This window comes from Streptomyces kronopolitis (assembly GCF_050953795.1).
Lineage (GTDB): Bacteria > Actinomycetota > Actinomycetes > Streptomycetales > Streptomycetaceae > Streptomyces > Streptomyces kronopolitis_A.
This window is the reverse complement of record NZ_CP191850.1, coordinates 6,936,055-6,962,953: the sequence shown is the minus strand read 5'-3', so window position 1 is coordinate 6,962,953 and position 26,899 is coordinate 6,936,055. Positions and strand designations below refer to the sequence as shown.

Here is a 26,899-nt window from a genome sequence, read left to right as displayed (position 1 = left end):
CGCCGCACGGCGGGCACCTGCTTTGTTCGGGGGCCGGAAGACGCCCTGCAGCCCTGCCGGTTGGGCGCGCCGGCCCCTGTCAGTGGCTGGCGAGTTCGCCGCTGAGCTTGGCGTGCAGGTCGGCGCTGGAGTCGTTCAGGCCGACGATCTCGACGCGCTTGCCGAGCCGCGCGTACTTGGTCTCGATGGCGTCCAGGGCGGCGACGGACGACGCGTCCCAGATGTGGGCGGCGGACAGGTCGACGACGACCCGGTCGGGATCGTCGGCGTAGTTGAACCGGCCGACGAGTTCGTTGGACGAAGCGAAGAACAGTGCGCCGGTCACCGCGTAGACGACGGTGCCGCCCTCGGGGTCGGTCACCGCGGTGACCTCGGCGAGGTGGGCGACGCGCTTGGCGAAGACGACCATGGCGGCGAGGGAGCCGACGACGACCCCGATGGCGAGGTTGTGGGTGGCCACCACACACGCCACGGTGAGCACCATGACGGTGATCTCCCCGGCGGGCATCCGCCGGAGCGTCTTCGGCGCGAGGGAGTGCCAGTCGAAGGTGGCCACCGACACCATCACCATCACGGCGACGAGCGCCGCCATGGGGATGTCGGAGACGACCGGCCCGAAGACGATGCACAGGATCATCAGGAAGGCGCCCGCCAGGAACGTGGACAGGCGGGTACGGGCCCCGGAGACCTTCACATTGATCATCGTCTGGCCGATCATCGCGCAGCCCCCCATGCCGCCGAAGAAGCCGGTGACGATATTGGCGACTCCCTGGCCGACGGCCTCGCGGGTCTTGGAGCTGCGGGTGTCGGTGATGTCGTCGACGAGCTTGGCGGTCATCAGCGACTCCATCAGCCCGACCAGCGCCATGGCCAGCGCGTACGGGGCCACCGTCGTCAGCGTCTCCAGGGTGAACGGCACATCCGGCAGACCCGGCACCGGCAGCGAGGACGGCAGGGCCCCCTTGCCGCCCACGGTCGGCACCGCGATGCCCGCGGCCACCGTGATCACAGTGAGGACGACGATCGACACCAGCGGCGCCGGGACGATCCCGGTGACCTTCGGGAAGAACACCATCAGCGCCAGACCGGCAGCGATCAGCGGATAGACGGCCCAGGGCACCCGCGTCATCTCCGGCACCTGCGCCATGAAGATCAGGATGGCGAGGGAGTTGACGAAGCCGACCATCACGCTGCGCGGCACGAACCGCATCAGCTTCGCCACCCCGAGCGCGCCGAGGACGATCTGGAACACACCGGCGAGCAGCACCCCCGCGACCAGGTAGCCGAAGCCGTGCTCGCGGTTGAGCGGAGCGATGACCAGGGCGACGGCACCGGTGGCGGCGGAGATCATGGCCGGGCGGCCGCCGACGAACGCGATGGTCACGGCCATGGTGAACGAGGCGAACAGGCCGATGGCCGGATCGACCCCGGCGATGATCGAGAACGAGATCGCCTCCGGGATCAGCGCCAAGCCCACCACGAGGCCGGCCAGCACCTCGGTGCGCAGCACCTTCGGCGAGAACCAGGACGGTCGTCGGGACCCGCGCAGCCACGCGGCCGGGGACAGTGCGGAGGAAGACAAGACGAGAGAAACCTGTCGTGCTCGGGCACACCCCATCGGCGGAGCAGGGAGTGCGGGAGGATGCGGGATACCGGGACGGCGCCCCGCGGACGGCCCAGGGCAGCGGGCCGGAAGCGGTCGGCGGACGATGCGACGCCCGCTGCGCACAGCCGCGAGCCCGTGTCGGGAACTCAGGAGCGAGGCAGCATCACGGCGGTGGGACAACGGCGCCCGGCAGCATGGACCGGCGCACGCTCGCTCCTGCGGAAGTCGGACCTTCGCCGGGGCGATCGGCCCCGGCACGGCAGTGGGCGGGGTTCGCACTCTCCCGCACGTCATACGGACCGAGGGCAGCACGGTCCGCCCTCGACGCCCGAAACTCTACCCTAACGTTAGGGTAGAGATGAACGTGCCGCCGCACAGGAGGCGGCGGCATCAGGACGGAAGGCCGGGGCCACGGGCGTGGACGCCAAGCACATGCACATCGGCGAGGTCGCCGCGCGGACCGAGCTGTCGCTGCGCACCATCCGGCACTACGAGGAGACCGGACTGGTCATCCCCTCCGCCCGCTCACAGGGCGGCTTCCGCCTCTACACCGAGGCCGATGTCGCCCGCCTCATGGTCATCCGCCGCATGAAGCCGCTCGGCTTCTCCCTCGACGAGATGCGCGATCTGCTGGAGGCGACGGACCGTCTCGATGCCGACGCCGACGGCGCGGAGGGGGACGAGGGCGACGCCGACGAGCGGGAAGCTCTCCTCGACCGCGTCCGGCACTACGAGCGTGCCGCTGCCCGGAAGATCGAAGACCTGCGCGCCCAACTGACCCGCGCCGAAGACTTCGCGTCCACCCTCCGTGCCCGACTGGAGCGGACCACCCCCGACGCACAGCAGTCGGATCCGCCACGAACCCCTCGCACGGCCCAGCTCTGAGGCGACCGCCCCTGCCCCCCGGGGCAGGAACAGCCGACCGTCACCCGTGGCCTCCACCCCGTAGGTCACCCGACGAAGCGGCGCATTACCCTCCCGAAACCGGGACCGCACCTGCCGGTTCCGGTTGTTGATACGCGTATCCGCCAATCTCCGCGGGGAAATCCCGGCACGACATGCGGCGGGCAGCGCCCTCCTCGGAGGCGCCGCACCCGCCCGCCGCGCACGAGGAGACGCTCCGCGGCGAGCCGGCGGCGGACCGGCGACGGGAATCATCGAGCGTCGACCTCCGAGGCCCTGACCAGCGGATGGCGGCGCACCGCCCGTCATCAGGGTCGCCTCCAACTCGCCCTTCCCTCGCTCTACTTGAGGTTCCGCTTCTCCCGCATTCCACAACGATCAGTAACCCGCCCCGCACGGTGCACAGTTACTCACGGCCGGCAAGAGCAGCAGGGAATACGGCTTAATCCCTCACCCGTGATCCTTCGCACGTTTCCCGCAGTTGTGGACAACAAGTAGTAGGAATGGAGAGGAAGTTCCCCAGTGAAGGAGAGATCGATGACCAAGGTTTCCGTAGCACCCAAGAGCGAGACCCACGCGGCCCCCCGTCCGAAGCGGATCGGATTCTCCGTGGAGACGGTGAAGTCCGCCCAGGTCAAGGACGTTCCCAACCTTGAGGTCGACCAGAAGGACGTGTAAGGGCAGGGGTCAAGTCACCGTCCTGACCCGCCCGGTGGCTCCTGGAGCCACCGGGCACTCCCTTAAAACGTGAGGAATGGCGTGTTCGCTCTCGAATCCCTGCTTGACCCGATGCCCGTCAATCAATTCCTTCGCGAGAACTGGACAACCCGGGGCGTCGTATTACGCGGGCAGGACCGGGACCGATTCCGTTCGCTCTTCTCCTGGGATCAGCTCAACCACCTGCTCAATTTCCACCGTCTCCGGTTCGGCGAAGAAATCCGTCTGGCGGCGATAGGCAAAAAGGTCGCCGGCCGGCCCGAGACGGCCGACGAGTGGATAAGGCATTGCCAGGACGGCTACACCCTGATCATCAACCAGTTGCAGCGGCGGATGCCCGCGATCGCCGAACTGGCGACGGGGATCGAGCGCGCGATCGGCCACCGGAGCCAGGTCAACATGTACTGCTCCTGGCCCGAGCAGCAGGGGTTCGACCAACACCACGACGACCACGAGGTCTTCATCCTCCAGATCGAGGGGACGAAGCGATGGGTCGTCTCCGAGGAGACGTACAAGTACCCGCTCGACAAATACAACAACGTCTCCGACGACACCGGTGAACCCAAGGGGCCCCCGTACATCGAGACCGAACTCCATCCGGGGGACGTGCTCTACATTCCGCGGGGCCACTGGCACTACGCGGTGGCCTGCGACGAGCCCTCTTTGCATCTGACGCTGGGAGTGACGTGCCGCACCGGCGTCTACTGGCTGAAGTGGCTTGCCGACGAGCTGATGGACGAGGAGGAGTGGCGGCGCAATCTCCCGCCCGTCGTCGACGGTGACACGGCCCAACTCGCCGAGCACATCCGCGGGCTGATGAGAAGGCTCGCCGCGCTGGCCGACGACGAACAGCTGGTGAAGGCGTACCTCGCCAATCATCTGACCACCCAGGACAGCCGTCACCGGGAAATCAGCCTCCCGAGTCAGTCCGGGTTCCATCCCCTGTCCACCAAGCCCGACACCCGTCTGCGGCAGGCCCAGTTCAACCCCGTCAAGGTCGATTACGACGCCGAGGCCGAGCAGCACCGCATCCAGTCCGGCACGCGGAAGATCACACTCGACGGCGCTCCCGCGGAACTCATCGACAATCTCTTCCGCCGCGAGTCGTTCACCCTGGCGGAAGCCATCGGCTGGGCCCCTGAATTCGACCCGGACGAAGACATCGCCCCCTTGCTGCGACTGCTGGTCGAGCAGGGAATCCTGCTGGAAGAGCAGCCTCCGTCGGTGTGAGCACCGCCGGCATCCCGGCCCGGCCCTGCGGCACGACGGGCAGGCGGTCCATGTTCCCGGGCCTGTACCACGCGGCGCGGCACCACGGTGTCAGTGCCTTTCGAGGTGCTGACACCGCAGGGCGTGCTCACCACTGACGGAGACCACTCGATGAAGATCGGCCTGATCGAGCTCAGCGCACACAGCGAGGTCCTCGACAGTCTCATTCGGCAAGTCATGGATCTCGGGGCGAACCCGACCGTTTACACCAACCCGTTCTGTGCCGAGGCCTCGGCGGCCGCCGCCTCCCCGGCAGTCGCGTGGCAGGTGTGCCCCCCGGATCTGCCGTACGCGCAATTCCTGGAACGGTGCAAGCCCTCGCTCGGTGCGCAGGACCACCTGTTGCTCATCACCCCGGTCGACGCACTGTGCGGCCTGCTCCACGAGGCGCACACGCAGCAACCCGCCTGGCACTGCCTGGTCCACAACCTGAATACGTTCACCTCGTCGGACGACAATCGGCCGAGCGCCGCCGTCGCGAAGCTCGTTCTCGAAGGCGCGGCGAGCGTCCTGCTCCCCGATCTCCGGCTCAGGGAATCCGGCGACCCGCTGCGGAGCCGCGCGGTCAACATCGCCTACCCCCAGCATCCGCCTACGGAATTCACGCGGGACGAGGTGCGGTGCTGCGTCCCGGGGAGGCTGTATTCCGGCAGGGACCACGCCGAGGTGCTGTCCGCACTGGAACTCGCCGCCCCCCGGCTGACGAAGCAGCTGCGCGTCGACTTTCTGGGAGCACACTCCACCGAGGAGACCAAGGCCACCGTCGAAACGGCGAGGAAAGCGGTTGCGCCCGCGGTCGAGCTACGGGATCACCCGGGTTTTGTCGCGCAGGAGGAGTTCGACCGGACGCTGTCCGAGGCCGACTTCCTCATTCTTCCGATCGCCGAATACCTCACACGTAACGGCATCGTCGAGACTCGCGGCCAGACCTGTGTGACGGGCAACGTCAATGACATGGTCCGGTTCGGCCTGCCCTCGCTCCTGCCCGCCTTCTATCCGCTGAGCGGCCATCTCGACGGGATGACGGCCCGGTACGACGGCATCGCGTCCCTGGCGGACCTGCTCGTCGACTGGGTGAACACCGACGAGTTCAACCGCAGAAAGCGGACAGCGGGGCCAGGACTGACGGCCTACCGAACCGAGTGCCTGTCGGCCCTGCGCGAGCAACTGGGCTGCCGCTAGCAACTCGCGGGAAACCGCTCCACGGCGGTCTTCGCCGCCGCGCAACCATCATCCCCTCTCCCCCGCCTCCCGACCGGGAGGAGCCGGGCCGAAATGCCGCCCCCGAACGAAACCCCTTCGAGAACCACAGCGAGGGCCCGGGACCCTCCGTCCCGGAAGCACAGCCATCCGAACCCGAACCGAAAGAAAGCGCCGTGTGCCACCAGAAGAACAACAGCGCCCCGCAGAGGCGCATATGACGGTCGATGCCCTCCGCGGCCCGGTACGTTTCCTGACGGTCGCCGGCTTCGTCACCACCGTCGGCAGCGGCCTCTATCTCGCCGGCAGCATGCTGTTCTTCACCCGCGTCGTCGGACTGAGCGTGGCGGCCGTGGGCAGCGGCCTCGCCCTCGCGACCGTCGCCGGCGTCCTGTCCGGCCTCCCCCTCGGCGCGGTGGCCGATCGCGTCGGCCCACGGGGCCTGTATGTCGCCACCCAAGGCGTCCAGGCGACCGCGATGTTCCTGTTCCCGATGGCCCACTCCTTCGCCGCCTTCCTCACCCTGGTCACCGTCGCCGCCGTCGGACAACGCGGCGCCCAGGCGGTCGGCGGCGCCCTCATCGCGCGGATCAGCGCGCCCGGGGAACGTACCCGCGTCCGCAGCCATCTCCGGGCGGTCACCAACCTCGGAATGGGCATCGGAGCCGCCGCGGCCGGCATCGCGCTCCAACTCGACTCGACGACGGGCTACACCCTTCTCATCCTGGCGAACGGACTGAGCTTCCTCGCCGCGGCAGCGCTGCTGCTCAAGATCCCGTCCGTGGCACCGGTGCCCCGCCCGCCCGGCGCACCGCGGCTGGAGGCCATGCGGGACCGGCCCTACCTCGCCCTGTCGCTGCTGTGCGGGGTCATCGCGTTCCAGTACGACGTGGTGTCCCTGGTCCTGCCGCTCTGGCTGGTGTCGCACACCGCGGCGCCCCGGTGGTGGCTCTCCGCGCTGCTGGTGGTGAATACGGCGGTGGTCGTCCTGTTCCAGGTCAGGGCGACCCGGTGGGTGCGGGGCCCGCTCCCCGCTTCCACCGCGCTCCGCGGCGCGGGGTTTCTGGCCCTCGCCGGCTGCACCGTGCTCGCCCTCGCCGCGGGGACCTCCGCCCCCGTCGCCGCGGCCCTGCTGCTCGTCGGCGTGCTCCTGCTGTCCTCGGGCGAACTCGGCCTGGCGGCCGGGGCGTTCGAGATCAGCTTCACACTGGCCCCGGAACACGCCCAAGGGCAGTACCAGGGAGCCTTCAACCTGGCTGACGGCGCGGTACGCGCGGCGGCACCGGTCGTCCTCACCACGCTCTGCCTCCAATGGGGCCGACCCGGCTGGGTGGCACTGGGCATCGCCCTCGCCCTCTGCGGCCTCGCCACCCGACCGCTTACCCGATGGGCCCTGCGCACCCGCCCCGTTCCGGCACAGGAGGCACCCGTCCTCGTCGGTTGAGGTCTCACGGCGGTGTCCGGCGCGGCTCGCGCAGGAGAATCGCCGCCACCTCCGCCGTCATGCCATCTCCCACCGGACAACCACCACTCCGCTCGCCTCGGTCGTTCCTCGCCTCACACCCGGCCGCGGCACCAACGACTGCTGTCCCCCATCGGCCCCGGGGTGCCGGCGCTTCGTATGCTCGCGATACGGGGACCTGAAGTCGACCACCTTCGGAGGCGAACAAGCATGTCGGAACAGCGTGTTGTCCTGGTGACGGGCGGGGGTACGGGGATCGGGGCCGCCACCGCCCGGCTGCTGCGCACCGCCGGGCACCAGGTCGTGATCTCCGGGCGGCGGCCCGAGCCACTGCGCCGGGTGGCCGAGGAGACCGGAGCGCTGGCCCACCCGTCCGACGCCGCCGACCCCGAGGCCGTGCGCGAGCTCGTCGAGGCGACGGTGGCGGCCTACGGGAGGCTCGACGGTGTGGTGCTCAACGCCGGAGTCGGGCGGGGCGGCGCGGTCGGTGACACCGAGGTCGAGGACTGGGAGGAAGTGATACGGACGAACCTCACCGGCCCGTTCCTGCTGCTGCGTGCCGCGCTCCCGCATCTGCTGGCGGCCCGCGGCACGGTGGTCGCGGTCTCCTCGGTCGCCGCGCTCCGCAACAGTGTCGGCAACGCCGCGTATGCGACGTCCAAGGCGGGTCTGCTCCACCTCTGCCGCTCCCTCTCCGTCGACTACGGGCCGCAGGGGCTGCGGGCCAACGCGGTGTGCCCGGGCTGGGTGCGTACGGAGATGGCCGACCAGCGGATGGCGCGGTTCGCGGCGGAGGCGGGGCTGGCGGGCGGCGCCGAGGCGGCGTACGGGGAGGCGAACCAGCTGACTCCCGCCAGGCGGCCGGGCGATCCGGAGGAGGTCGCCGAGGCGATCGACTGGCTGCTGTCGCCCGCCTCGTCCTACGTCAACGGGGCCGTCCTCACCGTCGACGGCGGGGTGACCCAGGTAGGCGTAGGCGGCGCCGCCTTCGACCACCGGATCGAGCCGCGCACCCCGCAGGTGTAGCGGGCTTCCGCACAGGTCCGTGCCGGGCGGCGACGGTCTTGCAGCCGCTGCCCGGACCGTCTACCCCCCGGGCCGAGTCACCCTGCCGACGGTGGCGGCCAGGGTGCGCAGGACCGTCGTGCCGGCGAACACCACCGAGGAGACCGGCCGGCCCACCCATCGCGTCAGATCGCCCTGCAGGTCGGGGTCCACCTCGACGGTCACCCGGATATACCTGTTCTGCAGCGAGGTGACCTTGGCGGGTCGGGGTGCGGAGACGTCGTCCTGCTCGCGCCGCAGTGCGGCGCGGTAGTTCTCCCTGCGCTGGCTCATGTCTCATCCTGACGCTTGATCAGTTCCTCCGCGAAGTCCAGGTACGCCGACCCCTTGGCCTGGACCGAGTCCCCGAACGACTGCGCGTACAGGTCGAGCCGCGCGATCTGGGTTTCCAGCACCTCGAAGCCCCGCTCGGTGAGGGCTTCGCGAGCGTCGGCGTCGGGCCCGGTGCGGGTGGCGTCGGGGCGGTTGGTGCGATTCAGCAGGACCGCGGTGCGGGCGGGCTGAGCACGCAGGGACTGCACGTCCGCCATCTCGCCGAGGATGGGTGCCATCCGGTCCAGTTCGATGGGGGCGGGCGTCACGGGCACGATCCACTCACCGGCGTACCGCATGATGCTGCGGGCGATCCGGGGGTGGTCCTCCAGCTGCGGCGCGTCGAGCACGACGGCCTGCCGGTTGCCGAGGAAGTCGTTCACGCGACGGTGGACGTCCCCCACCGGCAGGGCGATCACCGGAAACGGAAAGCCGCCGGCCAACTCGCTCCAGCGCAGCGCGGAAGCGGCGGGGTCACCGTCGACCAGCAGGGGCGACAGTCCCAACTCATGCAGCGCATGGGCCAGCCACACAGCACTCGTCGTCTTTCCGACGCCGGGCTTGAGGTTCACAAACGCACAGCTCAACGGCACGAGAGCTGACATTAATGGGCGTGATCAGCCGGCTTCGGCCGACACGAGGGCGCGGCTTCGTGGTTCACCCGCACGCCGGTGAGACGGGCGGGCACCCCGCTGGCGCCCCCTCGCCTCCCTGCCCGGGACGGACAGCCCTCGGCGGACCACCCCACTCACCGTCAGCTCACCGCATCGGATCATCAGCCGGTGGAGGCGGGCTCAGCCCTGGCCGCGTTCATCGATGAGCGGCCAGCACCGCCGCGAGGCCTTCCTGCAGATCCTTGACGAAATACTCGGGAACCTCCAGCGACGGGAAATGTCCCCCGGCTTCAGGCGACCCCCAACGGACGATCTGCCGGTATCGCTCCTGTGCCCAGACGCGCGGACACTTCTCGACGTCGCGGGGGTACATGGTGATTGCCGACGGGACGTCGACCCGAAGTGCGGGATCCAGCGAGTTGTGGCTCTCGTAGTAAATGCGGGCCGCCGAGGCGCCGGTCCGCGTCAGCCAGTACAGGGTGACGTCGTCGAGAATCCGGTCTCTGGAGATCGTCTCGAACGGGCTGTCCTCGGTGTCCGTCCACTCGGCGAACTTGTCAAGGATCCAGGCGAGCAGCCCGACCGGTGAGTCGACGAGCGAGTAGCCGATGGTCTGCGGGCGGGTCGCCTGCTGCTTCGCGTACGCCGCGCGATGGCGCCAGAAATCGCGGGTCTCCTCGGTCCACCTGCGCTCGACCGCCGTCAGTCCGTCCGTCGTCAACCCGGGCGGTCCCTCCGCGAAGGTGGTGTGAATACCGAGCACGTGCGCCGGGAACCTGCCGCCGAGCACCGTGGTGATATTCCCTCCCCAGTCGCCGCCGTGGGCTACGAATTCGTCGTAGCCGAGCCTTCCCATCAGTTCCACCCATGCGGCCGCGATCTTTTCGGTTCCCCACCCGGTGGTGGCCGGCTTGTCGCTGTAACCAAAGCCCGGCAGCGAGGGAACCACGACATGGAAAGCCGGCGCGTCTGGATCGTTCGGATCTGCCAGTTCGTCCACTACCTCGGTGAACTCGGCAATGCTGCCCGGCCAGCCGTGCGTCAAGACCAGAGGTGTGGCGTCCGCGCGCGTCGACCGGCGGTGCAGGAAGTGGATTCCCAGATCATCAATGGTCGTGCGGAACTGACCGATGCGGTTGAGGCGCTCTTCGAACGACCGCCAGTCGTATGCGGTGCGCCAGTAGTGCACGACCTCGACGAGGTCGGCGAGCGGAACGCCCTGATCCCAACGTCGAGGGTCGGGCGCGGCGCGATGGACCGTCTCGGCCTCCGGCAGCCGCGCCGCGGCCAGCCGTGCACGCAGCTCATCGAGGTCAGCGTCAGGTGCGTGGGCTTCAAAGGCTTGCACGTCGCCGGGCATGGGACCTCCTGATCGTCGTGGCACCGGCTCGCACTGCCGCGAACCGGCTAAGACGGTTCTAGCGCGCCCAGCCGCCGGCGCGCAACCCGCTAAGGTGGTTCCATGCATGCTCGGCTCCCTGACTTCCGTCTCGGTAAGGTGCTGGCGACCAGCTTCACTGCGACGCTGACGGAGCGGCGTGGCGACGCCGTGGAACGCATCCCCACGCCGCACCGACTCGCCGACTGGCTGGCAGTGAGCGGTCTCACCGTGGAGTCCTGCACCACCGCGCAGCTCGAACTCGCGCGGGAACTGAGGGAGTCAATTCACGCCGCCTTGACGGCGACCGCGACCCGAGATCCACTCCCTGCACCTGCCGTCCACGTCATCAATGACCGCAGCGGTCAGGGTCGGGCCGTGGCCATCCTGACGCCCGAGAGCACTCGGCACTGGCGACTCAGCTCGGCGTCCTGCGTAGAAGACGCCCTGGGCGTGATCGCCGCCGACGCGATCAGCATCATCGCGGGCGAACGCGACGGAAAATTGGCCTTGTGCGCCTCGCCGACCTGCCAGGCCGCCTTCTTCGACACCAGCCAAAGCCGCACCCGCAAATGGTGCGATATGAACACGTGCGGGAATCGCCAGAAGAAGGCGCGCTTCCATGCCGGCCAGCACAAAAGTGCAGCCAGCTGACTTGGCCTGGCGCCAGAAGGACTAAAGGACTAAAGGCGGGATCTACGCCTGCTCGTCCGGTGAAACTCAGAAGCACCGGGATTTTCCCGCATTTTTCTGGGCGGCGTACCTCACCGCTTACATGGGAAAGCGACGCCAAAGGTCCGGCCGGCAGGACCGCTCTCCATGACGCGGGGCACCGTTCAGGATTCTTCTGCTGCGGCGTCTCGGTGGGCCGAAACGGCAATGCGTCGCCGGTACACCGCCACACCGCACACCACGAGGAGGAGGGCGGCGACCGCGGCCACTCCGAGCACCGTCCGTTCGGCGAACAGTCTTCCCAGCATTTCGAGTGCGCCGAGCCCGACCGTTGCGTAGATCAGCGCCCACCCCGCTCCCCCCACGAACAATGCGGGGAGATAGCGCGACAGGGGCATGCGCATGCTCCCCGCGAGAAAGTTGGCAGCGGTCTGGAAGCCCACCGTCAGGAAGGAGACGGCCACCACCGGCGCGCCCCACCGCTGGATCGCCCGTTCGGCACGCCGAAACCTGGCCGATGAGATCCGCCCGGCGAACCTGCTGCGCCTGGTACCGGCGCCCGCGAGCCATCCGACGGCGAACGTTCCGCCGGCGCGCAGCAGAACGAGGACATAGAGACCGGCGGCAGTGAGCGCGACCTTATCCACAATGCCTCACCCTCGACGCCGGACCGCGGTCCGCTTCCCTCGGCATCCGGCTTCGCGACGCCCGCCATGGCGAGCCCGCGCGGGGCACGAACCTGGTCTCCATACCTCACCTGCGGTCTGCTGCCGGTTCCGTACCTGCCTGCACCGGAACGGAACCAGCCCCCGGGCCCGACGCGCCATACCGTGGCGCCTGGGCCTTCCCGGCACGACCCCACCCGAACCACCCCGTGAAGCAAGGCTAACCGAACGCACGTACCCCCGGATACACCGCACGGCGCAGCGAGGAGGGAAGCCTCTTCCCGCCGGCGGGTCAGCCCTCCAGGGCTCCCGCAATGCGGTCGAGGTCGGTGAGGAGCGCCGTGACGCGCTGGGGTGGGACCGCATCGACCATGCGCTGTTCGACGGCGTAGACAGCGCCCTGGACCGCGGCGAGGCGACTGCGCCCCTCCTCGGTGAGGCGGGCGGGCCGGGCCCGTCCCTGGTCGGCGGTGTCGGGGCGGGTGATCAGCCCCGCTTCCTGCAGGCCCCGCAGAACGACGTTCCCGGACTGCCGGGTGACGAAGGTCGCGCGGGCGAGTTCGGCGTTCGACATGCCGGGGTGCAGGGCCAGCAGTTCGAGTGTGGCGTACTGCGGCACCGTCAGCCCGTGCTCGCGCAGCACCTTGTCCATGGCACCACGCAGGGCGGCCTGGGCACGTTTGAGCAGATATCCCACATGGTGGGTGACGTCGCCCGCGGGGCGGAACGGCTTCGCCGGCACACTCTCTTCCATGTCAGCATTTTGACATAGGCGAACGCGGCGACCTAGCCTCTCTCGCATGTCAAAGTCCTGACATCGAGGGGGAAACTCATGCCTGTTGCCATCGACGGTCCCGACTTCGCCGCCCTGCAGGTCCACGACGTGGAAGCCGCGGCCGCCTTCTGCGAGCAGCACCTGGGGCTCCGCCGAGCCGCGGTCTCACCTCCGCACGCGGTCGTGTTCGACACCCAGCCGATTCCGTTCGCCGTCCGTGAGCTCCTCCCGGGCGTCGACCTCGCCGATGTCCCACGACCGGGCCTCGGCATGGTGCTCTGGTTCCGAACTCCCCACGCGCATCAGCTCCACGACCAGCTCGTCGCCGCCGGCATCAAGATCCTCACGCCGATGACGGACAGCCCCTTCGGGCCGATGTTCTCCTTCGAAGGCCCGGAGGGATACACCCTCACCGCACACGGAGGCTGATCGAAACCGTCGCCACCGGCATCCGGCCACCGGAGGACGGCCGACACCCTCGCACGACAAGCGGCACGTCGGGCCGGCACGAGGAGTGAGGCGCGCCGGCCGGCCCGGTGACGTCAGCCGGGCCACCCGGCGGCGAGCGCCGTGACGCCGCCGTCCAAGAGCAGATCGGTGCCGGAGATGAAGCTTGCCGAGGGCCGACGAGGTAGGCGACGGCTTCGGTGATGTCGGCCGCGCTTCCGGCCGCTTGGCGTTGGAGGCGACGATCAACTCGCGCATGGTGTCCCCGTGTTCGCCGGCGAGTTCCGCCTACCCCATGGGGGTGGCGATCGCTCCGGGACTCACGGAGTTGATCCGGGCGTGCCATGCGCCCCAGCTGGAGCTCGCGGCCTTCACGCCCAGCAGATTGGCCTGCTTGGAGAAGGCATAGGTCGCCCCCCTGGGCCGGAGAATCGGCCCTCCGCCACCACCGGGAGGGAGCGCAGCTCTTCGGCCGGCGCCGTGGCCAGCTGCGCGGCTTCTTCGGCGGACAGTCCGGTATGTCGATGGCCGGCCATGCCGGCTCACAACTGCGGAGCCGGAACCCGTCTTGGCGTTCGGAACCACCCGCCTGAGAGCCGTGTGCTCAGCCGGTAGGGTCCGAGCCGAGCGAGCAGGAACCGAGTTCGACCGGCGACTTCGTTCAGACCAGCCACTTCCCGTCGCGCATCAGGGTCCGTCCGGACATCTCACGAACCGTGCCCCACGCCTGCGTCACTTGTGGGGTTACCTGGAAGAAGACGTACGAGGGGTGGTCCTTGCGAGGGTCCCAACCGTCCTTGGCGGCGAACGCGTCGCCCACCTCGGCCGGAAGCTCCTCGCGGGTCACCGTGCGCGCGGTGCCGTGGACCAGGACCACGTCCCGGCTGTGGCCGAAGCTGAGCCGGACCCGACCCGAGGCACACAGATTGCGCCCGGTCGGGTTGGTGTCGCGGGTGGCCAGCCACACCGTCTCGCCATCCCACCAGAAGGCCAACGGAACGAGGCACGGTTCCCCGGTGGCGTCGGCTGTGGCGACCCACACGTCGTTGTCCCGCGCAAGCCGTTCCAGTGCCTCGCGCTTACGCTGCTCCGGACTACGGGGCCCGCCGGGGTGAGAGTCCATCGCCGTCATGTGAGGAGGCTACGGCGGGAGCCGCTCGGTCACATCCGGCAGCGGAACTAGGTCTCACGGCGGATGGTCGTCCTCGTACTGGCGCCGTACTCAAAGAGCCCAGCACTCGTGGCTTGATTCCGCCCTTGGCGCCTCCCCGGTATGGGCGTCATGATCATATTTGCGCCAGGAATCATGGGCGCCCGTCTACCGCCAGAGGATGATCCACCGTGTCGACCCGCGAACTCCAAGAGCAGCTGACAACCCTGCGGGGACAGCTGGAGCAGAACCCGCCGCTTTCTCCGGAGGAGCGCGACCATCTCAGGGACCTGATCCAGCAGATCGACGCAGAGATCGCAGTGGAGACGGCGACGACGACGGACAACAACCTGGCGCACGGCGTGAACCTGACCGTCGAACGGTTCGAGATCGACCATCCCCGTCTCGCCACGACCTTGCGGAACATCGCGCTGGCCCTCGCGAACATGGGCATCTGAGCCACAAGCCAGACACTCGGCATGGAGCGCCTGATTTCTCGCCAGTGGCCTTCGTCGAGGTCTTAGGGGCGGTCATGGCCGTACGTGAGAGCAGCTTTCGCTCATCAGGCAGCTACGGGCGCAGCTCGGGCCGCGTGATCGGATCCGTGGCTTCGCGGCCACCTCCAAGACGCTCTTGCTCGGCCCAGGAAGCTCACGGCGATTGACGGTTGGGGGCGACGTTGGTGTCCGCATCGATGTCCGCGAAATCCAGTTAGGGCAACCACGCGGTAGTCGGTGACAACTGGCGTCACCAGAGGACGCATTCGGCCGCTCGTCGGCTGTGCAGACCTGGCCAATACGTGCGCGGCGGGCCGGCCACCCCCTCCCGCGCCCCTTCACCCAGCCTTCCCCCAGCCGCTCGCCAGGCCGTCGGGCTGGTGCCGAACTCATCGCGGAACCAGCGGGAGAAGGCGCTGGGGGCGGAGAAGCCCAGCAGTTCGGCGACCTGGGTCAGGGGCGGGGCCAGCTGCCGACGTATTGCTGGGCGACCCGGTCGAGGGAGCAGCGGCCGGTGGGGAGCAGGGCCTCGATCAGGTCGCGGACGCGGCGGGCCGCGTCCATACCTCGGATGCGGCCCGGCGCTTGCCCCAAGAACGTCAGGGAGCACTCGATTGATCTGGAAACCGGCGCCCGGATCGTGCCCGCCCGCAACGCGGCGTGCCGGAGACTGCGATACGAGGTCAACGTCCACGGTATGAACACCGCTACGCACGAGCCCTCGCGCAGTGCCGTCAGCGCCGGTCTCCGGCTTCATCCGGTTGCACCATCACCCGCACTGTTTCGCGCCGCAATCCGCATCCGTCAGTAGCATGTGACCGGGCCTCAGCGATCAAGCGTGGCCACGCCTGACGGGCGGCGCCGGGAGAGTGAGAGCTCGCTTCCGGACTGGCCGTGGGGGATCACCGAGCTGCTTTTTCGCGGCGGGCCCAGGTGCTGGCGGACACGGGGAACGCGGAGTACCACGACGCGGCGGTCAGGAAGGCCCCCGTTCGCTCATTGAGGAGGAGACACGTGCACATCGACCTCTCCGGCCGGACCGCTCTCGTCACCGGTTCCACGCAAGGCATCGGCTTCGCCATCGCCGCCGGCCTGGCCCGCGCCGGCGCGCAGGTGGCCATCAACGGGCGCAGCCGGGAGTCCGTCGAGTCGGCCGTCGCCAGGCTCCGGGAGCAGACGGGCAGTGACAGCTTCCTCCCCGCCGAAGGCGACATCACCACGGATGACGGATTCCGCCGCGTCCTCGAGGCCGCTCCGGACGTCGACATCCTCGTCAACAACATGGGCATCTTCGGATCCCAACCGGCACTGGAGATCAGCGACGATGAGTGGCGCCGCTACTTCGAGGTGAACGTGCTGTCGGCGGTCAAGATGATCCGCGCGTACCTGCCCCGTATGAAGGAGCGTTCCTGGGGACGGGTCCTGAATCTCGCCAGCGACTCAGCCGTGGTCACTCCCGTCGAGATGATCCACTACGGCATGTCCAAGACCGCGCTGCTCAGCGTCACTCGTGGCTTCGCCAAGGACGCGGCGGGAAGCGGAGTCACCGTCAATTCCCTTGTCGCCGGGCCCACACACACCGGCGGCGTCGAGGACTTCGTCCATGAACTCGTCGGCACGGATCTCCCCTGGGAGGAGGCACAGCGACAGTTCATGCTCCAGCACCGACCGCAGTCCCTGCTGCAGCGACTGATCGAACCCGAGGAGATCGCGAACATGGCGGTCTACCTCAGCTCCCCCATGGCCTCGGCCACAACGGGCGGCGCCGTACGGGTGGACGGCGGCTACATCGACTCCATTCTGCCCTAGCGGTACATCCTTGGGGGGGACGCCCCGGGACAGTACGTCCCTGCATGCGCCTGCGTCCCCGTCGGGGGAGGGAGGGCCGTGGCTTGAAGCTGAGTATGAGTATGCCGAGGGCGCGCCAATCCAACAGATCGTCTCCGAGAAGGCACGCTCAAACAGCGCGGCCGTCGACTCATCACCGACATCTACACCCTCGACGAGCGACTCAAGGCCCCCCGCCTGCACCTGCGCTTCCAGGGCGGGCGCGTCGTCGACCTCCAAGCCCGCATCGCCGAACCAGCACCGAAGCCTTGGTCCCTCCCTCCCACCACTCCACGGCTCGTCCACCACCCTGGTGGATGAGCCGTCCCGTGAGGCTTCCCAGACGAGTTACCACAACTGTGGCTTGACATTGGCCCCAGGCGCTCCGTGACCCAACCCGGTCGACGCCGACAACGCCGCCGTCGCCCCCGCGCACCGGCTTGAGCGGCATTGCCGATGGCTACTTCTCGGCATTTGCGGGGACGAGCGGAATCCCACGGTGGCAGGCAGCGCCACCACTCCAGCGTCCGCAAGGACCTGCGCAAGAGGCCATTGGGACGGGGAAATCGCAACTTCGACATGGCTCGCAGGGGCAGCTACCTTCACCTGGTCTTCGGTGGTCGTCCACGGTCGGACAGGGGATCCTTCAAACTGGGTCGCCCGCGACGGAAGAAGGCGGTCACGCCCCACGAACCCTCGTCTCCATGCCTCAGCCACCGAAACGGGTCCACGCCGGGCACCCTCAACCAGGGAGAGACGCATGCCCCATCTTGCTCTGTACACATTCGGCGTCCTGAAGGCACCTCTCGCCGATCCAGGACGCCTTACGCAGGAGTTCTACGACAGCGGTGAGGACGTCTACCGGGAGATCGGCCGGCGCCCCGGATATGTCGCTCATGCTGAACCGGTAGACCACAGCCGAGGGACGCTGTTCGACGCGGGTTGGGGTGAGTGGGGAGAGTTTGCTGTTCCGGCCTGGTACGGGAAAGGCCGCACTGCGGAAACCACCGCTCTGGCCGCGACCCTCTCACTCTGGACCGACCTGGGCACCGCCTTCGACGCCATCTACACCGGCCTGCACCGAGCGGCGCTGAACAGGCGTTACGACTGGTTCGAAAGGACAGAACACCCGGTTTACGTGTGCTGGTGGGCCTCCGACGACGCGATACCCACCTGGCAGGACGGGGTTTCCAGGCTGGAGCACCTCCACAACCAGGGGTCCACGCCGCACGCCTTCACCTTCCACCACTCGTTCGCCCCGGACGGAACTCCGACCAGGACCGCAGGCATTGGGCCGAAGAGCGACCAGGTTTGCTGACCGCTGACCGCTGACCAGGAAACCTGAACCTGCGGAATCTGGGGACCGAATCAGCGGAGAGTGTGGACTGGAGCGACCCGCGCTTGGCCTGCGTGTGGCCGGATCCTTCTGCCGGCACGACGGCAGGCGGTGCAGATATTCGGCTAGCGACCACCCCAGGGCGTTCTTGATCAGCCCAGGAAACTCAACCGCACCTGCCGGTGCGGATTATCCACGTTCGTGTCGATGAGGCAGATCGACTGCCAGGTGCCCAGTGCGAGGCGGCCCGATACGACGGGGAGGGTGGCGTGGGGTGGGACGAGGGCGGGCAGGACGTGGTCGCGGCCGTGGCCGGGGCTGCCGTGGCGGTGGCGCCAGCGGTTGTCGGCGGGCAGGAGGTCGTGGAGGGCGGCCAGGAGGTCTTCGTCACTCCCGGCGCCGGTTTCCAGTAGGGCGATACCGGCCGTGGCGTGCGGGACGAAGATGTTCAGCAGGCCGTCGCGGCCGTCTGCCGCTTCCTGGAGGAATGTGGCGCAGTCGGTGGTGAGGTCGGCGACGGCCTCGGTGGTGCCGGTGGTGATTTCCAGGGTGCGGGTGGTGAATGCGGTGGTCATGCCCTCATTTTCCTATGGGCGGCGTGTCCTCGTCGCCAGCCCCACGGGCGCCTTCCGCAATGTTGCCGCCATGCTGCGGCAATAAGGATCCACCAGCCGAGATGATGATTGACCCCTCTTGGACGGCGCAGCTACGTTCATCGGCATGTCTACCTCAGCCCTGCTCACCACGCGCGGTCATATCGACCTGGTGCGGGTGTCCTCTGCCGCGTGTCGCCGCGGCGGCCGGTGCTGACGCCACCGCAGATGCGGGATGTGGCGTGCGGGATGCGGGCTGCGAATGCCGGGCCTGGCGCGTGAGGGGTTCGTGGTCGTGAGGGGTTCGGTTCCGGCGGGATGGGGACCCAGGGAACCCAGGCGACCCGAGGTTTTGTAGCTCGGGAATGGCGTGGCGTTGCGGGGCTCGCGACGTCGGGTTGTGTGCGTAGGCGTCCTTCCGGAGCGTTGCGCATCTTCGTGGTGTCTCATGTAGGCGTATCGCGTGCGTGGCTCGCGAATGCGTATCGCGTGCGCGTCTTTGTGGCCTGTTTCCCCTTCCCCATGACTTTGATCTCGCTGGTCTGTTGGGCATTCCCGCTTCCTTCGCGGTTCAGAGCGCCGATTTCCCTTCCTCCCTCGCCTCTCTCCTGATCTTCCCTTCCCCTCCCTCGTCCGTGGAGCATTCATGACTGTTGAGCAAGCCGTGCGCGGCCATGTGCCGCCCGATATAGCCGATCCCCCGTCGTCGCCCGCCCTCTTGGAGAGTTCGGAGGAGTGGAGGGAGCCGCCGGAGGTGTCGGCGGGTGGTGAGGAGGACCGTGCGGTCGGTGGGCCGGGCGAGGGGGTTGAGCTTGTTCGGGTGGTGCCGGAGGTCCGGCGGCGGTGGTCGGTGCCGAGGTGGGTGCGGCGTGCGGCCGGGCCGGTGGCGCTGGTGGTGTTGTGGCAGGTGTTGAGTGCGAGTGGGGTGCTGGCGGCCGGCACTCTCGCGTCGCCCGGCACCATCGCGGCGACCGCCGGTGATTTGGTCTCGGACGGCACGTTGCCCTCGGCGATGTGGGTTTCTGTCCAACGGGTGGCTGTCGGGCTGCTGTTGGGCGGGGTGACAGGTGTGGTGTTGGCGCTGGTGTCGGGGCTTTCGCGGCTCGGGGAGGACCTGGTCGACGCCACCGTGCAGATGTTGCGGGCCATCCCGTGGGTGGGGGTGATTCCGCTGTTCATCATCTGGCTGGGCATCGGCGAGGCACCCAAGATCGCGTTGATCTCGCTCGGGGTGGCGTTCCATCTGTATCTGAACGTGCATGCCGGGATCCGTGGCGTGGACGCGCAGTTGGTCGAGGCGGGGAACTCGCTCGGACTGAACCGCTGGGGTCTGATCCGGCATGTCGTGCTGCCCGGTGCGCTACCGGGCGCCCTGACCGGGCTGCGCTACTCGCTGGCCACCGCATGGCTCGCGCTGGTCTTCGGCGAGCAGATCAACGCCGATGACGGGTTGGGCTTTTTGATGAATCAGGCCCGGGAGTTCTTCCGCACCGACGTGATCGTGGTGTGCCTGGTGGTGTACGCGCTCCTCGGGCTGCTCGCCGACCTCCTCATCCGTACTCTCGAAAGGCTGCTGCTGCAATGGCGACCGACGTTCACCGGCCAGTGACCGGGATCGACGACCGGGAGCGTCCGCGCCCCGCGGGCTCCGGTGCCGCCGTGGAGGTGGACGGGCTGGTGCGGGCGTTCGGTGACCGGGTGGTCATCGACGGTCTGGAGCTGTCCGTCCGGCCCGGTGAGTTCGTGGCGTTGCTCGGGCGCAGCGGCTGCGGAAAGTCGACCCTGCTGCGGGTACTGGCGGGACTCGACCGGGAGATCACGGGCGAGGTGCGGGTGCCGCGCCGTAAGGCCGTGGCGTTCCAGGCGCCGCGGTTGATGCCCTGGAAGCGGGTCTGGCGCAATGTGCTGCTGGGGCTGCCGGGGCGTCCGCAACGCGCGGACGCTGTGCGGGCGTTGGTGGAGGTCGGGCTCGGCCATCGGGCGGACGCCTGGCCCAAGACGCTCTCGGGTGGTGAGGCACAGCGCGCGTCGCTCGCCCGTGCGCTGGTGCGGGAGCCGGATCTGTTGCTGCTCGACGAGCCGTTCGGGGCCCTTGACGCACTGACCCGGCTCAAGGCCCAGCGGCTGGTGGCGGAGTTGTGGCAGGAGCGCGGCTGCGCGGTGCTGCTGGTGACCCATGACGTGGAGGAGGCGTTGCTGCTCGCCGACCGGGTGCTGGTGATGGAGGACGGGCGGATCGCGTACGAGGCCACGGTGGATCTGGCGAGGCCGCGCGAGGTCTCCGATCCGCGCTTCGGTGCGCTGCGCGCCCGACTGCTCGACCATCTCGGGGTGGAGGGCGCGGAAGAGGCCGACGTCACCGACCTCCGTGCTCGTACTGCCACCCAGGCAACCACAACCACTGACGCCGGCGCCGACACCGGAGCCGAGACCGTCACCGTCACCGGGCGACGCCCGGCCGCCTCAACCGTCCCCGCCCCCGGCCCGGTTCCCGTCCCCGCCACCCCGCACCACCCCCAGAACGAAACGGACACGCCATGAGAGCACACCACCTCGGCCCGGCCGCGCTGCTGCTTCCGCTCGCCCTGTTGCCGGCCGGCTGCGGGGGTGCGCCGCGGGCCCAGGGAGCCGGGGGCGGCACCGGCAGCGGTACGGACGGCAAGGGATCGCTGACGCTCAACGTCGGTGACCAGAAGGGGGGTTCGGAGGCGCTGCTGCGGGCCGCGGGGGAGCTGGACGACCTTCCGTACAAGATCAAGTGGTCGACGTTCACCTCGGGACCGCCGCTGCTGGAGGCGATCAATGCGGGGGCGGTGGATGTCGGCGCGGTCGGCAACACCCCGCCCGTGTTCGCCGCGGCGGCGCAATCGAAGATCAAGGTGGTCGCCGCGACGCACAGCAGGTCGGACGGCGAGGCGATCCTGGTACGGAAGGGCTCCCCGCTCCGACGGTCGGCGCAGCTCAAGGGCAAGACCATCGCCGTCGCCCAGGGCAGCTCCGCGCACTACCAGCTCATCGCGCAGCTGAAGAAGGTGGGGCTGACGCCCGAGGACGTCACGCTCAGCTACCTCCAGCCGGCGGACGCGCTCGCAGCGTTCACCCGGGGGAAGGTGGACGCCTGGGCGGTGTGGGACCCGTACACCTCGCAGGCGCTGGACCGGGCCGGGGCCCGGGTGCTGGCGACCGGGCAGGGCGTGGTCAACGGGCTGGGCTTCCAGGTCGCCGCGCCGGCCGCGCTCGACGACAAGAAGAAGTCCGCGGCCCTGAAGGACTACACCGGCCGGCTGCGGCGGGCGCAGCGCTGGGTGTTCACGCACCCCGACGGCTTCGCGAAGGCCTGGGCGAAGGAGACCGGGCTGCCGCGGAAGGCGGCGCTGGAAGCGGTCCGGCGCACCCGGGGCACGGCGGTGGCGGTCGCCGTGGACAAGCCCGCGATCGCCTCCGAACAGCGGATCGTGGACGCGTTCGCGGCGCAGAAGCTCATTCCGCGGTCCTTCCGCTTCGGGGACTTCGTCGACCCGCGCTTCAACGGTGACCTGCCGCCTTCGAGCACGGCACCGCACACCTACGGAAAGGCGCACTGAGATGTCCGTACACCTGCACTGGTTTTTGCCGACCGGCGGCGACGGGCGGACGCTCGTCGACCGGCACGCCTACACCGACGGAGGAATCCGGCGCGACCGCATCACTCCGGTGAGCGGGGTCCGGGCCCCGGACATCGATTACCTCGCCCAAATAGCCAAAGCCGCTGAGCAGTTGGGGTTCGAGGCGGTACTCACGCCGACCGGTACCTGGTGCGAGGACGCCTGGCTGACGACGGTGGCGCTGACCCAGGTGACGGAGCGGCTGAAGTTCCTCGTCGCGTTCCGGCCCGGGGTGATCTCGCCGGTGCTGGCGGCGCAGATGGCCGCGACGTACCAGCGGATCTCGCGGGGGCGGTTGCTGCTGAACGTGGTGACCGGTGGGGACTCGACCGAGCAGCGGCGGTTCGGCGACACGCTCGACCATGACCGGCGCTATTCCCGCACGGATGAATTCCTGCAGGTCGTACGCGGGGTGTGGGGCGGCGAGCCGTTCGACTTCCGCGGCGAGCACTTCCAGATCGAGGGTGGCCTGACGGCGCTGCCGCCGGATCCGCTGCCGCAGATCTTCTTCGGCGGCTCCTCCCCCGCCGCGGGCCCGGTCGCCGCCCGGAACGTGGATGTCTACCTCACCTGGGGGGAGCCGCCCGAGCAGGTCCGGCGGAAGATCGACTGGATTCGGGGGCTGGCGGAGAAGGAGGGGCGTACGGTCCGGTTCGGCATCCGGTTGCACACCATCTCGCGGGACTCGTCGAAGGATGCCTGGGCGACCGCCGGCCGGCTGCTCGACGATCTCGACCCGGAGACGATCGCGTCCGCGCAGCAGGCGCTGGGCCGGAGCGAGTCGGTGGGACAGCTGCGGATGCTGGCGCTGCACGGCGGGTCGCGGGACAGGCTGGAGATCTCGCCCAATCTGTGGGCGGGCGTCGGCCTGGTGCGCGGCGGGGCCGGGACGGCGCTGGTCGGCAGCCATGCCGAGGTCGCCGACCGGATCGAGGAGTACCACGCACTGGGCGTCGAGCACTTCGTGCTCTCCGGCTATCCGCATCTGGAGGAGGCGTACTGGTTCGGGGAGGGCGTACGGCCGGAGCTGGCGGCCCGCGGGCTGCTGGAGGCCGGGCGCTCGCCGCTCGACGGGGTGCCCGCCGCGCACGGCCGCCCGGCGTCCGCGCCGGGTGGCGCGCCCCTGCTGGTCGCGGGCGGCCGCTGAGCGGGGAGGCGCGGGACGTGGAGGGGTGATGGGTGGTGTGGGGCGTGGTGGCGGTGACCGCCGCGCCCCACGCGGGCCTGTCAGGTCGGCGCGGGCGGCGTCCGGGCCGTGGTCCGCCGGGCCGGAGATGCGTCCGGCGGGCCGGGAAGACATCCGCCGCCTCCCGGGTTGGATGAAACATGAACTACTCCGGGGTGCGGGACGTCGAGGTCGTGGTGATCGGGGCCGGGCAGGCCGGCCTGGCCGCGGCCTTCCATCTGCGGCGGGCCGGCTGGGCGCCGGACCGGGACTTCGTCGTGCTCGATCACTCTCCGCGCCCCGGCGGGGCCTGGCAGTTCCGGTGGCCCACGCTCACGTACGACAAGGTGCACGGGATGCACGCGCTACCGGGCATGGAGCTGACCGGCGCCGACCCGCGGCGCCCGTCTGCCGAGGTGATCGGCGGGTACTTCGCACGCTACGAGGAGACCTTCGGGCTGCGGGTGCACCGGCCGGTGAGCGTGTCGGCGGTGCGGACGGGCGACGGCGGTACGGGCGACGGCGGGCGGCTGCTGGTCGAGACGTCCGAGGGCACGTACGCGCCACGGGCGCTGATCAATGCGACCGGGACCTGGGACCGGCCGTTCTGGCCCCGGATTCCGGGCCAGGAGGTCTTCGCCGGCCGTCAGCTGCACAGCGCGCAGTACACGGGGCCGGAGGACTTCCGCGGTGCGCGGGTCGTGGTCGTGGGCGGCGGGACGTCGGCCGTGCAGCAGCTGCTGGAGCTGGCCCCGGTCGCGGCCGCCACGACCTGGGTGACCCGTCGGCCGCCGGTGTTCCGGGAGGGGCCGTTCGGCGAGGAGCAGGGCCGGGCCGCGGTCGCCCTCGTGGCGGAGCGGGTACGGCAGGGGCTGCCGCCGCAGAGCGTGGTGAGTGTGACGGGGCTGCCGATGACCGAGGCGCTGCGGCAGGCCAGGGAAAGCGGCGTGCTGGTCCGGCAGCCGCTCTTCGCGCGCCTCACGTCCGACGGGGTGGCCTGGGCCGACGGCCGTACGGTCGAGGCCGATGTGATCCTGTACGCCACGGGCTTTCGCGCGGCGCTGGACCATCTCGCCCCGCTGCGGCTGCGCGAGCCGGGCGGCGGCATCCGGATGGACGGCACCCGCACCCTGCGTGATGCGCGGGTGCACCTCGTCGGGTACGGCCCCTCGGCGAGCACGATCGGCGCCAACCGCGCGGGGCGCACCGCGGTCCGCGACATCCGGTGGCTGCTCGACGGGTCCCGTCAACCCGACGTCAGTGAGGCGGAGTTGGTGGGAAGTCTGGCCTCGTGAGGGAGAGCGGCTCACTGCCGCCCCGGGGCACCGCAACAGGCTCCGCAGCCGCCCACACCCGGGTGCGGGAACACCCGTTCCCGGGCAAACATGATCGAAGAGGCGGGCCCTTCAATTGACTTACCGCGCCGGTCACTGTTGACGAGGCGCAGGCGGCGGGCTGCAGACCGTGAGCCGACGTCCTCCGGTCGATATCCCTTTTCGGGACGACGAGTTGGATCCCACACCACACGTCAAGGAGAAGCCCCCCATGAACATCCTCACCAACCTGCTCGCGTGCGTCCTTCACATCGTGGGGTGGCTCGTCTGACCCACCCCGTATGGAGGCGCCGCCGTCCCTGTCCCTGGAGCGGCGGCGCCTTCCTGTGCGGGGGCTCCCGTGCCCGGAGCCCCCGTCGTCTCGCTCCACCCTCTCCAACGGCCGGGCCCCACCGCCGAGTTCCCCTCCCCGGTGTGACCTTTCGCCCGCCCCGTACGCCTTCTCACCGTGGTGGCCATCGGCCATACTCCCGAACCGAAGCCGGAGCCGGTGGCGGCCGGCCGGCCGGCCGGAGAAACCATGGGAGTGCGTCACGGTGGGATCACTGCGGGCTGGTGGGACGGATGCGGGTACGGCGGCGGTTGCCGCGGCGGGCGCGGGTACCTGGAAGCTCGGGGACCTGGAGGTGAACCGTCTCGGTTTCGGTGCGCTGCGGTTGACCGGCAACGGGATGGGCGGGGGCTCGGACGGCCCGCCGATCAACCGGGAGCGTGCGGTCGGGCTGCTGCGGAGCGCGGTCGAGCACGGGGTGAACCACATCGACACCGCCGCGTTCTACTTCTCCCCGCTGCGCTCCGCCAACGAGCTGATCAACCGGGCGTTGTCGCCCTACCCCGACCATCTGGTCCTGGTGACCAAGGTCGGGCCCGGACGGGATCCGTCCGGCGCCTGGCTGCCCATGGCCAGGCCCGAGCAACTGCGCGGACAGGTCGAGGAGAACCTGCGCCAGCTCGGACGGGACCACCTCGACGTCGTCAACCTGCGCAGGAACGGTGTCACGTCGATCGCCGAGCACTTCGGCGCACTGGCGGAGCTGCGAGAGGCCGGGCTCATCCGCCACCTGGGCCTGTCGAGCGTCACGCCCGGGCATCTCGCCGAGGCCCGGGCCATCGCGCCCGTGGTCTGTGTGCAGAACTGGTACGGCCTGGAGCAGCGGACCGCCGACACCAACGGCCTGCTGGACCTCTGCCGTCGGCAGGACATCGCGTTCGTACCGTTCTTCGCGATCTCGGGCCGGCGGCGTGAGGCGTCCGCCACCGACACCCATGACGACCGGCTGCACGCGGTCGCCCGCGCACACGGCGCGACACCCGCGCAGATCCGGCTGGCCTGGACGCTGCACCGCGGCCCGCACGTACTGGCGATCCCCGGCACGTCCGACCCCGGCCACCTGACCGAGAACATCGCCGCGGGCGCCCTGCGCCTCTCCCGCGCCGACCTGGACAGCCTCGACGGCTTGGGCGACGTGAACGGATCGAGTGAACGGGGTGGCTCGAACGAGCCTACATAGCAAGGCAGTTGGGGTGTCACCGCGCTTCCTGCCGGTGCCGGCGACGGGGGGCTGTACCGACGAAGTCCGCCGCCGCCCGCTACGGTCTCCGGATGACCGAATCCGACACCGTGCACGCCACCCGCGCGGCCTATGACGCCATCGCCCCCACCTACGCGGAGCAGTTCCGCGACCCCTTGCGCGACCGTCCGTTGGAGCGCGGCCTCCTGAGTGCCTTCGCGGAGCTGGTGCGGACGAACGGTGACGGTGGGGTCGCGGACCTCGGCTGTGGTCCGGGCGACCTCACCGCACACCTCCACGGGCTGGGGCTGACGGCCTTCGGCGTCGACGCCTCCCCGGTGATGATCGAGCTCGCCCGGGCGGCCCACCCCGGGCTGCGGTTCGAGGTCGGCTCGATGGCCGCGCTGGACATCGGGGACGGCACGCTGGGCGGGGTGCTCGCGCGGTGGTCGGTCATCCACACCCCGCCGCGTGACCTTCCGTCCCTCCTGGCCGAGTTCGCCAGGGTCCTGGCTCCCGGCGGGCAACTGCTGATCGAGTTCCCGGCCACCGACGGCCCCGGCCACGAGACGCAGTCCTACGACCACGCAGTGACGACGGCCTACCGCTGGTCCCCCGATCACCTCGCCGGGCTCCTGCGCGCGCACGGACTGGCGGAGTCGGCCCGTCTGGTGATCCAGCCGAAGCCCACCGACCGTCGTCAGTTCCGGGAGGTCCAGCTGCTCGCGTGCAGAGTGTAGGCGCGGGAGCCACCGGC

The 26,899-nt window shown here is 69.6% G+C and carries 27 protein-coding genes and 1 pseudogene; 19 read left to right on the top strand and 9 right to left on the bottom strand.

Going from position 1 to position 26,899, the window contains the following annotated elements; all coding sequences use genetic code 11:
- Positions 1 to 79: 79 nt before the first annotated feature.
- Complete coding sequence (locus ACQP17_RS30655; RefSeq protein ID WP_433859192.1) at positions 80 to 1,618, bottom strand: SulP family inorganic anion transporter; 1,539 nt, start codon at positions 1,616 to 1,618, stop codon at positions 80 to 82.
- Between the two features lie 420 nt (positions 1,619 to 2,038).
- On the opposite strand from ACQP17_RS30655, the gene ACQP17_RS30650 reads away from it, so the two are divergent.
- The 6 genes from ACQP17_RS30650 (at position 2,039) to ACQP17_RS30625 (ending at position 8,183) form a co-directional block, all read left to right on the top strand.
- A complete protein-coding gene (locus tag ACQP17_RS30650; RefSeq protein WP_433860050.1) occupies positions 2,039 to 2,491 on the top strand; it encodes a MerR family transcriptional regulator in 453 nt (150 codons plus the stop codon).
- A gap of 555 nt (positions 2,492 to 3,046) precedes the next feature.
- A complete protein-coding gene (locus tag ACQP17_RS30645; RefSeq protein ID WP_433859191.1) occupies positions 3,047 to 3,187 on the top strand; it encodes a hypothetical protein in 141 nt (46 codons plus the stop codon).
- An 81-nt stretch (positions 3,188 to 3,268) separates the two neighbouring features.
- Positions 3,269 to 4,456, top strand: coding sequence for a cupin domain-containing protein (locus ACQP17_RS30640; protein WP_433859190.1), 1,188 nt, complete (start codon positions 3,269 to 3,271; stop codon positions 4,454 to 4,456).
- Positions 4,457 to 4,549: 93 nt separating this feature from the next.
- Positions 4,550 to 5,677, top strand: coding sequence for a hypothetical protein (locus ACQP17_RS30635; RefSeq protein WP_433859189.1), 1,128 nt, complete (start codon positions 4,550 to 4,552; stop codon positions 5,675 to 5,677).
- A 235-nt stretch (positions 5,678 to 5,912) separates the two neighbouring features.
- Entirely contained in the window at positions 5,913 to 7,139 is a 1,227-nt protein-coding gene (locus tag ACQP17_RS30630; RefSeq protein WP_433859188.1) for an MFS transporter, read from the top strand.
- Between the two features lie 228 nt (positions 7,140 to 7,367).
- Positions 7,368 to 8,183, top strand: coding sequence for an SDR family NAD(P)-dependent oxidoreductase (locus tag ACQP17_RS30625; RefSeq protein ID WP_433859187.1), 816 nt, complete (start codon positions 7,368 to 7,370; stop codon positions 8,181 to 8,183).
- 60 nt (positions 8,184 to 8,243) lie between these two features.
- On the opposite strand, the gene ACQP17_RS30620 is transcribed toward ACQP17_RS30625, so the two are convergent.
- The 3 genes from ACQP17_RS30620 to ACQP17_RS30610 form a co-directional block, all read right to left on the bottom strand.
- Positions 8,244 to 8,495 (bottom strand): hypothetical protein, encoded by a 252-nt coding sequence (locus tag ACQP17_RS30620; RefSeq protein ID WP_433859186.1) that lies wholly within the window; start codon positions 8,493 to 8,495, stop codon positions 8,244 to 8,246.
- A complete protein-coding gene (locus ACQP17_RS30615) occupies positions 8,492 to 9,106 on the bottom strand; it encodes a hypothetical protein (protein WP_433859185.1) in 615 nt (204 codons plus the stop codon). Before ACQP17_RS30615 ends, ACQP17_RS30620 begins: the two co-directional genes overlap by 4 nt.
- A gap of 238 nt (positions 9,107 to 9,344) precedes the next feature.
- Positions 9,345 to 10,508 (bottom strand): epoxide hydrolase family protein, encoded by a 1,164-nt coding sequence (locus ACQP17_RS30610; protein WP_433859184.1) that lies wholly within the window; start codon positions 10,506 to 10,508, stop codon positions 9,345 to 9,347.
- A gap of 102 nt (positions 10,509 to 10,610) precedes the next feature.
- Between ACQP17_RS30610 and ACQP17_RS30605 the strand changes: the two genes are divergently transcribed.
- On the top strand, positions 10,611 to 11,180 hold the full coding sequence (locus tag ACQP17_RS30605) for a CGNR zinc finger domain-containing protein (RefSeq protein WP_433859183.1): 570 nt from the start codon (positions 10,611 to 10,613) through the stop codon (positions 11,178 to 11,180).
- Between the two features lie 182 nt (positions 11,181 to 11,362).
- On the opposite strand, the gene ACQP17_RS30600 is transcribed toward ACQP17_RS30605, so the two are convergent.
- A complete protein-coding gene (locus tag ACQP17_RS30600) occupies positions 11,363 to 11,845 on the bottom strand; it encodes a DedA family protein (RefSeq protein ID WP_433859182.1) in 483 nt (160 codons plus the stop codon).
- A 310-nt stretch (positions 11,846 to 12,155) separates the two neighbouring features.
- Entirely contained in the window at positions 12,156 to 12,617 is a 462-nt protein-coding gene (locus ACQP17_RS30595) for a MarR family winged helix-turn-helix transcriptional regulator (RefSeq protein WP_433859181.1), read from the bottom strand.
- 78 nt (positions 12,618 to 12,695) lie between these two features.
- On the opposite strand from ACQP17_RS30595, the gene ACQP17_RS30590 reads away from it, so the two are divergent.
- Complete coding sequence (locus tag ACQP17_RS30590) at positions 12,696 to 13,067, top strand: VOC family protein (protein ID WP_433859180.1); 372 nt, start codon at positions 12,696 to 12,698, stop codon at positions 13,065 to 13,067.
- A 679-nt stretch (positions 13,068 to 13,746) separates the two neighbouring features.
- Here the strand turns inward: ACQP17_RS30590 and ACQP17_RS30585 are convergent.
- A complete protein-coding gene (locus ACQP17_RS30585; RefSeq protein WP_433859179.1) occupies positions 13,747 to 14,217 on the bottom strand; it encodes a pyridoxamine 5'-phosphate oxidase family protein in 471 nt (156 codons plus the stop codon).
- Between the two features lie 209 nt (positions 14,218 to 14,426).
- On the opposite strand from ACQP17_RS30585, the gene ACQP17_RS30580 reads away from it, so the two are divergent.
- Complete coding sequence (locus ACQP17_RS30580) at positions 14,427 to 14,693, top strand: DUF4404 family protein (protein ID WP_433859178.1); 267 nt, start codon at positions 14,427 to 14,429, stop codon at positions 14,691 to 14,693.
- A gap of 289 nt (positions 14,694 to 14,982) precedes the next feature.
- Here the strand turns inward: ACQP17_RS30580 and ACQP17_RS30575 are convergent, their stop codons facing one another.
- A complete protein-coding gene (locus tag ACQP17_RS30575) occupies positions 14,983 to 15,168 on the bottom strand; it encodes a hypothetical protein (RefSeq protein ID WP_433860049.1) in 186 nt (61 codons plus the stop codon).
- Between the two features lie 578 nt (positions 15,169 to 15,746).
- On the opposite strand from ACQP17_RS30575, the gene ACQP17_RS30570 reads away from it, so the two are divergent.
- Entirely contained in the window at positions 15,747 to 16,541 is a 795-nt protein-coding gene (locus ACQP17_RS30570; protein ID WP_433859177.1) for an SDR family NAD(P)-dependent oxidoreductase, read from the top strand.
- Positions 16,542 to 17,319: 778 nt separating this feature from the next.
- On the top strand, positions 17,320 to 17,877 hold the full coding sequence (locus ACQP17_RS30565) for a DUF3291 domain-containing protein (RefSeq protein ID WP_433859176.1): 558 nt from the start codon (positions 17,320 to 17,322) through the stop codon (positions 17,875 to 17,877).
- 170 nt (positions 17,878 to 18,047) lie between these two features.
- Here the strand turns inward: ACQP17_RS30565 and ACQP17_RS30560 are convergent, their stop codons facing one another.
- Entirely contained in the window at positions 18,048 to 18,470 is a 423-nt protein-coding gene (locus ACQP17_RS30560; RefSeq protein WP_433859175.1) for a secondary thiamine-phosphate synthase enzyme YjbQ, read from the bottom strand.
- 145 nt (positions 18,471 to 18,615) lie between these two features.
- On the opposite strand from ACQP17_RS30560, the gene ACQP17_RS30555 reads away from it, so the two are divergent.
- From ACQP17_RS30555 to ACQP17_RS30520, 8 genes and pseudogenes are all read left to right on the top strand, one after another.
- Complete coding sequence (locus ACQP17_RS30555) at positions 18,616 to 18,705, top strand: putative leader peptide (RefSeq protein ID WP_433859174.1); 90 nt, start codon at positions 18,616 to 18,618, stop codon at positions 18,703 to 18,705.
- 429 nt (positions 18,706 to 19,134) lie between these two features.
- On the top strand, positions 19,135 to 20,097 hold the full coding sequence (locus ACQP17_RS30550; RefSeq protein ID WP_433859173.1) for an ABC transporter permease: 963 nt from the start codon (positions 19,135 to 19,137) through the stop codon (positions 20,095 to 20,097).
- A pseudogene (locus ACQP17_RS30545) lies at positions 20,070 to 20,840 on the top strand (ABC transporter ATP-binding protein); the annotation flags it as partial. The gene ACQP17_RS30550 and the pseudogene ACQP17_RS30545, both read left to right, overlap by 28 nt.
- Positions 20,841 to 21,025: 185 nt before the next feature.
- A complete protein-coding gene (locus ACQP17_RS30540) occupies positions 21,026 to 22,072 on the top strand; it encodes an ABC transporter substrate-binding protein (RefSeq protein WP_433859172.1) in 1,047 nt (348 codons plus the stop codon).
- Position 22,073: 1 nt separating this feature from the next.
- Positions 22,074 to 23,279 carry an LLM class flavin-dependent oxidoreductase gene (locus tag ACQP17_RS30535; RefSeq protein WP_433859171.1) on the top strand — a complete coding sequence of 402 codons (1,206 nt, stop codon included), beginning with the start codon at positions 22,074 to 22,076 and terminating at the stop codon, positions 23,277 to 23,279.
- 179 nt (positions 23,280 to 23,458) lie between these two features.
- On the top strand, positions 23,459 to 24,592 hold the full coding sequence (locus ACQP17_RS30530) for an NAD(P)-binding domain-containing protein (protein ID WP_433859170.1): 1,134 nt from the start codon (positions 23,459 to 23,461) through the stop codon (positions 24,590 to 24,592).
- Between the two features lie 584 nt (positions 24,593 to 25,176).
- A complete protein-coding gene (locus ACQP17_RS30525; protein WP_433860048.1) occupies positions 25,177 to 26,142 on the top strand; it encodes an oxidoreductase in 966 nt (321 codons plus the stop codon).
- A 92-nt stretch (positions 26,143 to 26,234) separates the two neighbouring features.
- Positions 26,235 to 26,882: a class I SAM-dependent DNA methyltransferase gene (locus ACQP17_RS30520; protein ID WP_433859169.1), complete on the top strand. Its 648-nt coding sequence runs from the start codon at positions 26,235 to 26,237 to the stop codon at positions 26,880 to 26,882.
- Positions 26,883 to 26,899 lie beyond the last annotated feature (17 nt).

Coding starts and splice junctions, on each gene's coding strand:
- ACQP17_RS30650 (WP_433860050.1), top strand. CDS start 2,039: ATGCACATCGGCGAGGTCGCCGCGCGGACCGAGCTGTCGCTGCGCACC.
- ACQP17_RS30610 (WP_433859184.1), bottom strand. CDS start 10,508: ATGCCCGGCGACGTGCAAGCCTTTGAAGCCCACGCACCTGACGCTGAC.
- ACQP17_RS30630 (WP_433859188.1), top strand. CDS start 5,913: ATGACGGTCGATGCCCTCCGCGGCCCGGTACGTTTCCTGACGGTCGCC.
- ACQP17_RS30540 (WP_433859172.1), top strand. CDS start 21,026: ATGAGAGCACACCACCTCGGCCCGGCCGCGCTGCTGCTTCCGCTCGCC.
- ACQP17_RS30605 (WP_433859183.1), top strand. CDS start 10,611: ATGCATGCTCGGCTCCCTGACTTCCGTCTCGGTAAGGTGCTGGCGACC.
- ACQP17_RS30590 (WP_433859180.1), top strand. CDS start 12,696: ATGCCTGTTGCCATCGACGGTCCCGACTTCGCCGCCCTGCAGGTCCAC.
- ACQP17_RS30550 (WP_433859173.1), top strand. CDS start 19,135: ATGACTGTTGAGCAAGCCGTGCGCGGCCATGTGCCGCCCGATATAGCC.
- ACQP17_RS30565 (WP_433859176.1), top strand. CDS start 17,320: ATGCCCCATCTTGCTCTGTACACATTCGGCGTCCTGAAGGCACCTCTC.
- ACQP17_RS30655 (WP_433859192.1), bottom strand. CDS start 1,618: ATGGGGTGTGCCCGAGCACGACAGGTTTCTCTCGTCTTGTCTTCCTCC.
- ACQP17_RS30625 (WP_433859187.1), top strand. CDS start 7,368: ATGTCGGAACAGCGTGTTGTCCTGGTGACGGGCGGGGGTACGGGGATC.
- ACQP17_RS30595 (WP_433859181.1), bottom strand. CDS start 12,617: ATGGAAGAGAGTGTGCCGGCGAAGCCGTTCCGCCCCGCGGGCGACGTC.
- ACQP17_RS30530 (WP_433859170.1), top strand. CDS start 23,459: ATGAACTACTCCGGGGTGCGGGACGTCGAGGTCGTGGTGATCGGGGCC.
- ACQP17_RS30535 (WP_433859171.1), top strand. CDS start 22,074: ATGTCCGTACACCTGCACTGGTTTTTGCCGACCGGCGGCGACGGGCGG.
- ACQP17_RS30520 (WP_433859169.1), top strand. CDS start 26,235: ATGACCGAATCCGACACCGTGCACGCCACCCGCGCGGCCTATGACGCC.
- ACQP17_RS30555 (WP_433859174.1), top strand. CDS start 18,616: ATGTCTACCTCAGCCCTGCTCACCACGCGCGGTCATATCGACCTGGTG.
- ACQP17_RS30620 (WP_433859186.1), bottom strand. CDS start 8,495: ATGAGCCAGCGCAGGGAGAACTACCGCGCCGCACTGCGGCGCGAGCAG.
- ACQP17_RS30585 (WP_433859179.1), bottom strand. CDS start 14,217: ATGACGGCGATGGACTCTCACCCCGGCGGGCCCCGTAGTCCGGAGCAG.
- ACQP17_RS30645 (WP_433859191.1), top strand. CDS start 3,047: ATGACCAAGGTTTCCGTAGCACCCAAGAGCGAGACCCACGCGGCCCCC.
- ACQP17_RS30560 (WP_433859175.1), bottom strand. CDS start 18,470: ATGACCACCGCATTCACCACCCGCACCCTGGAAATCACCACCGGCACC.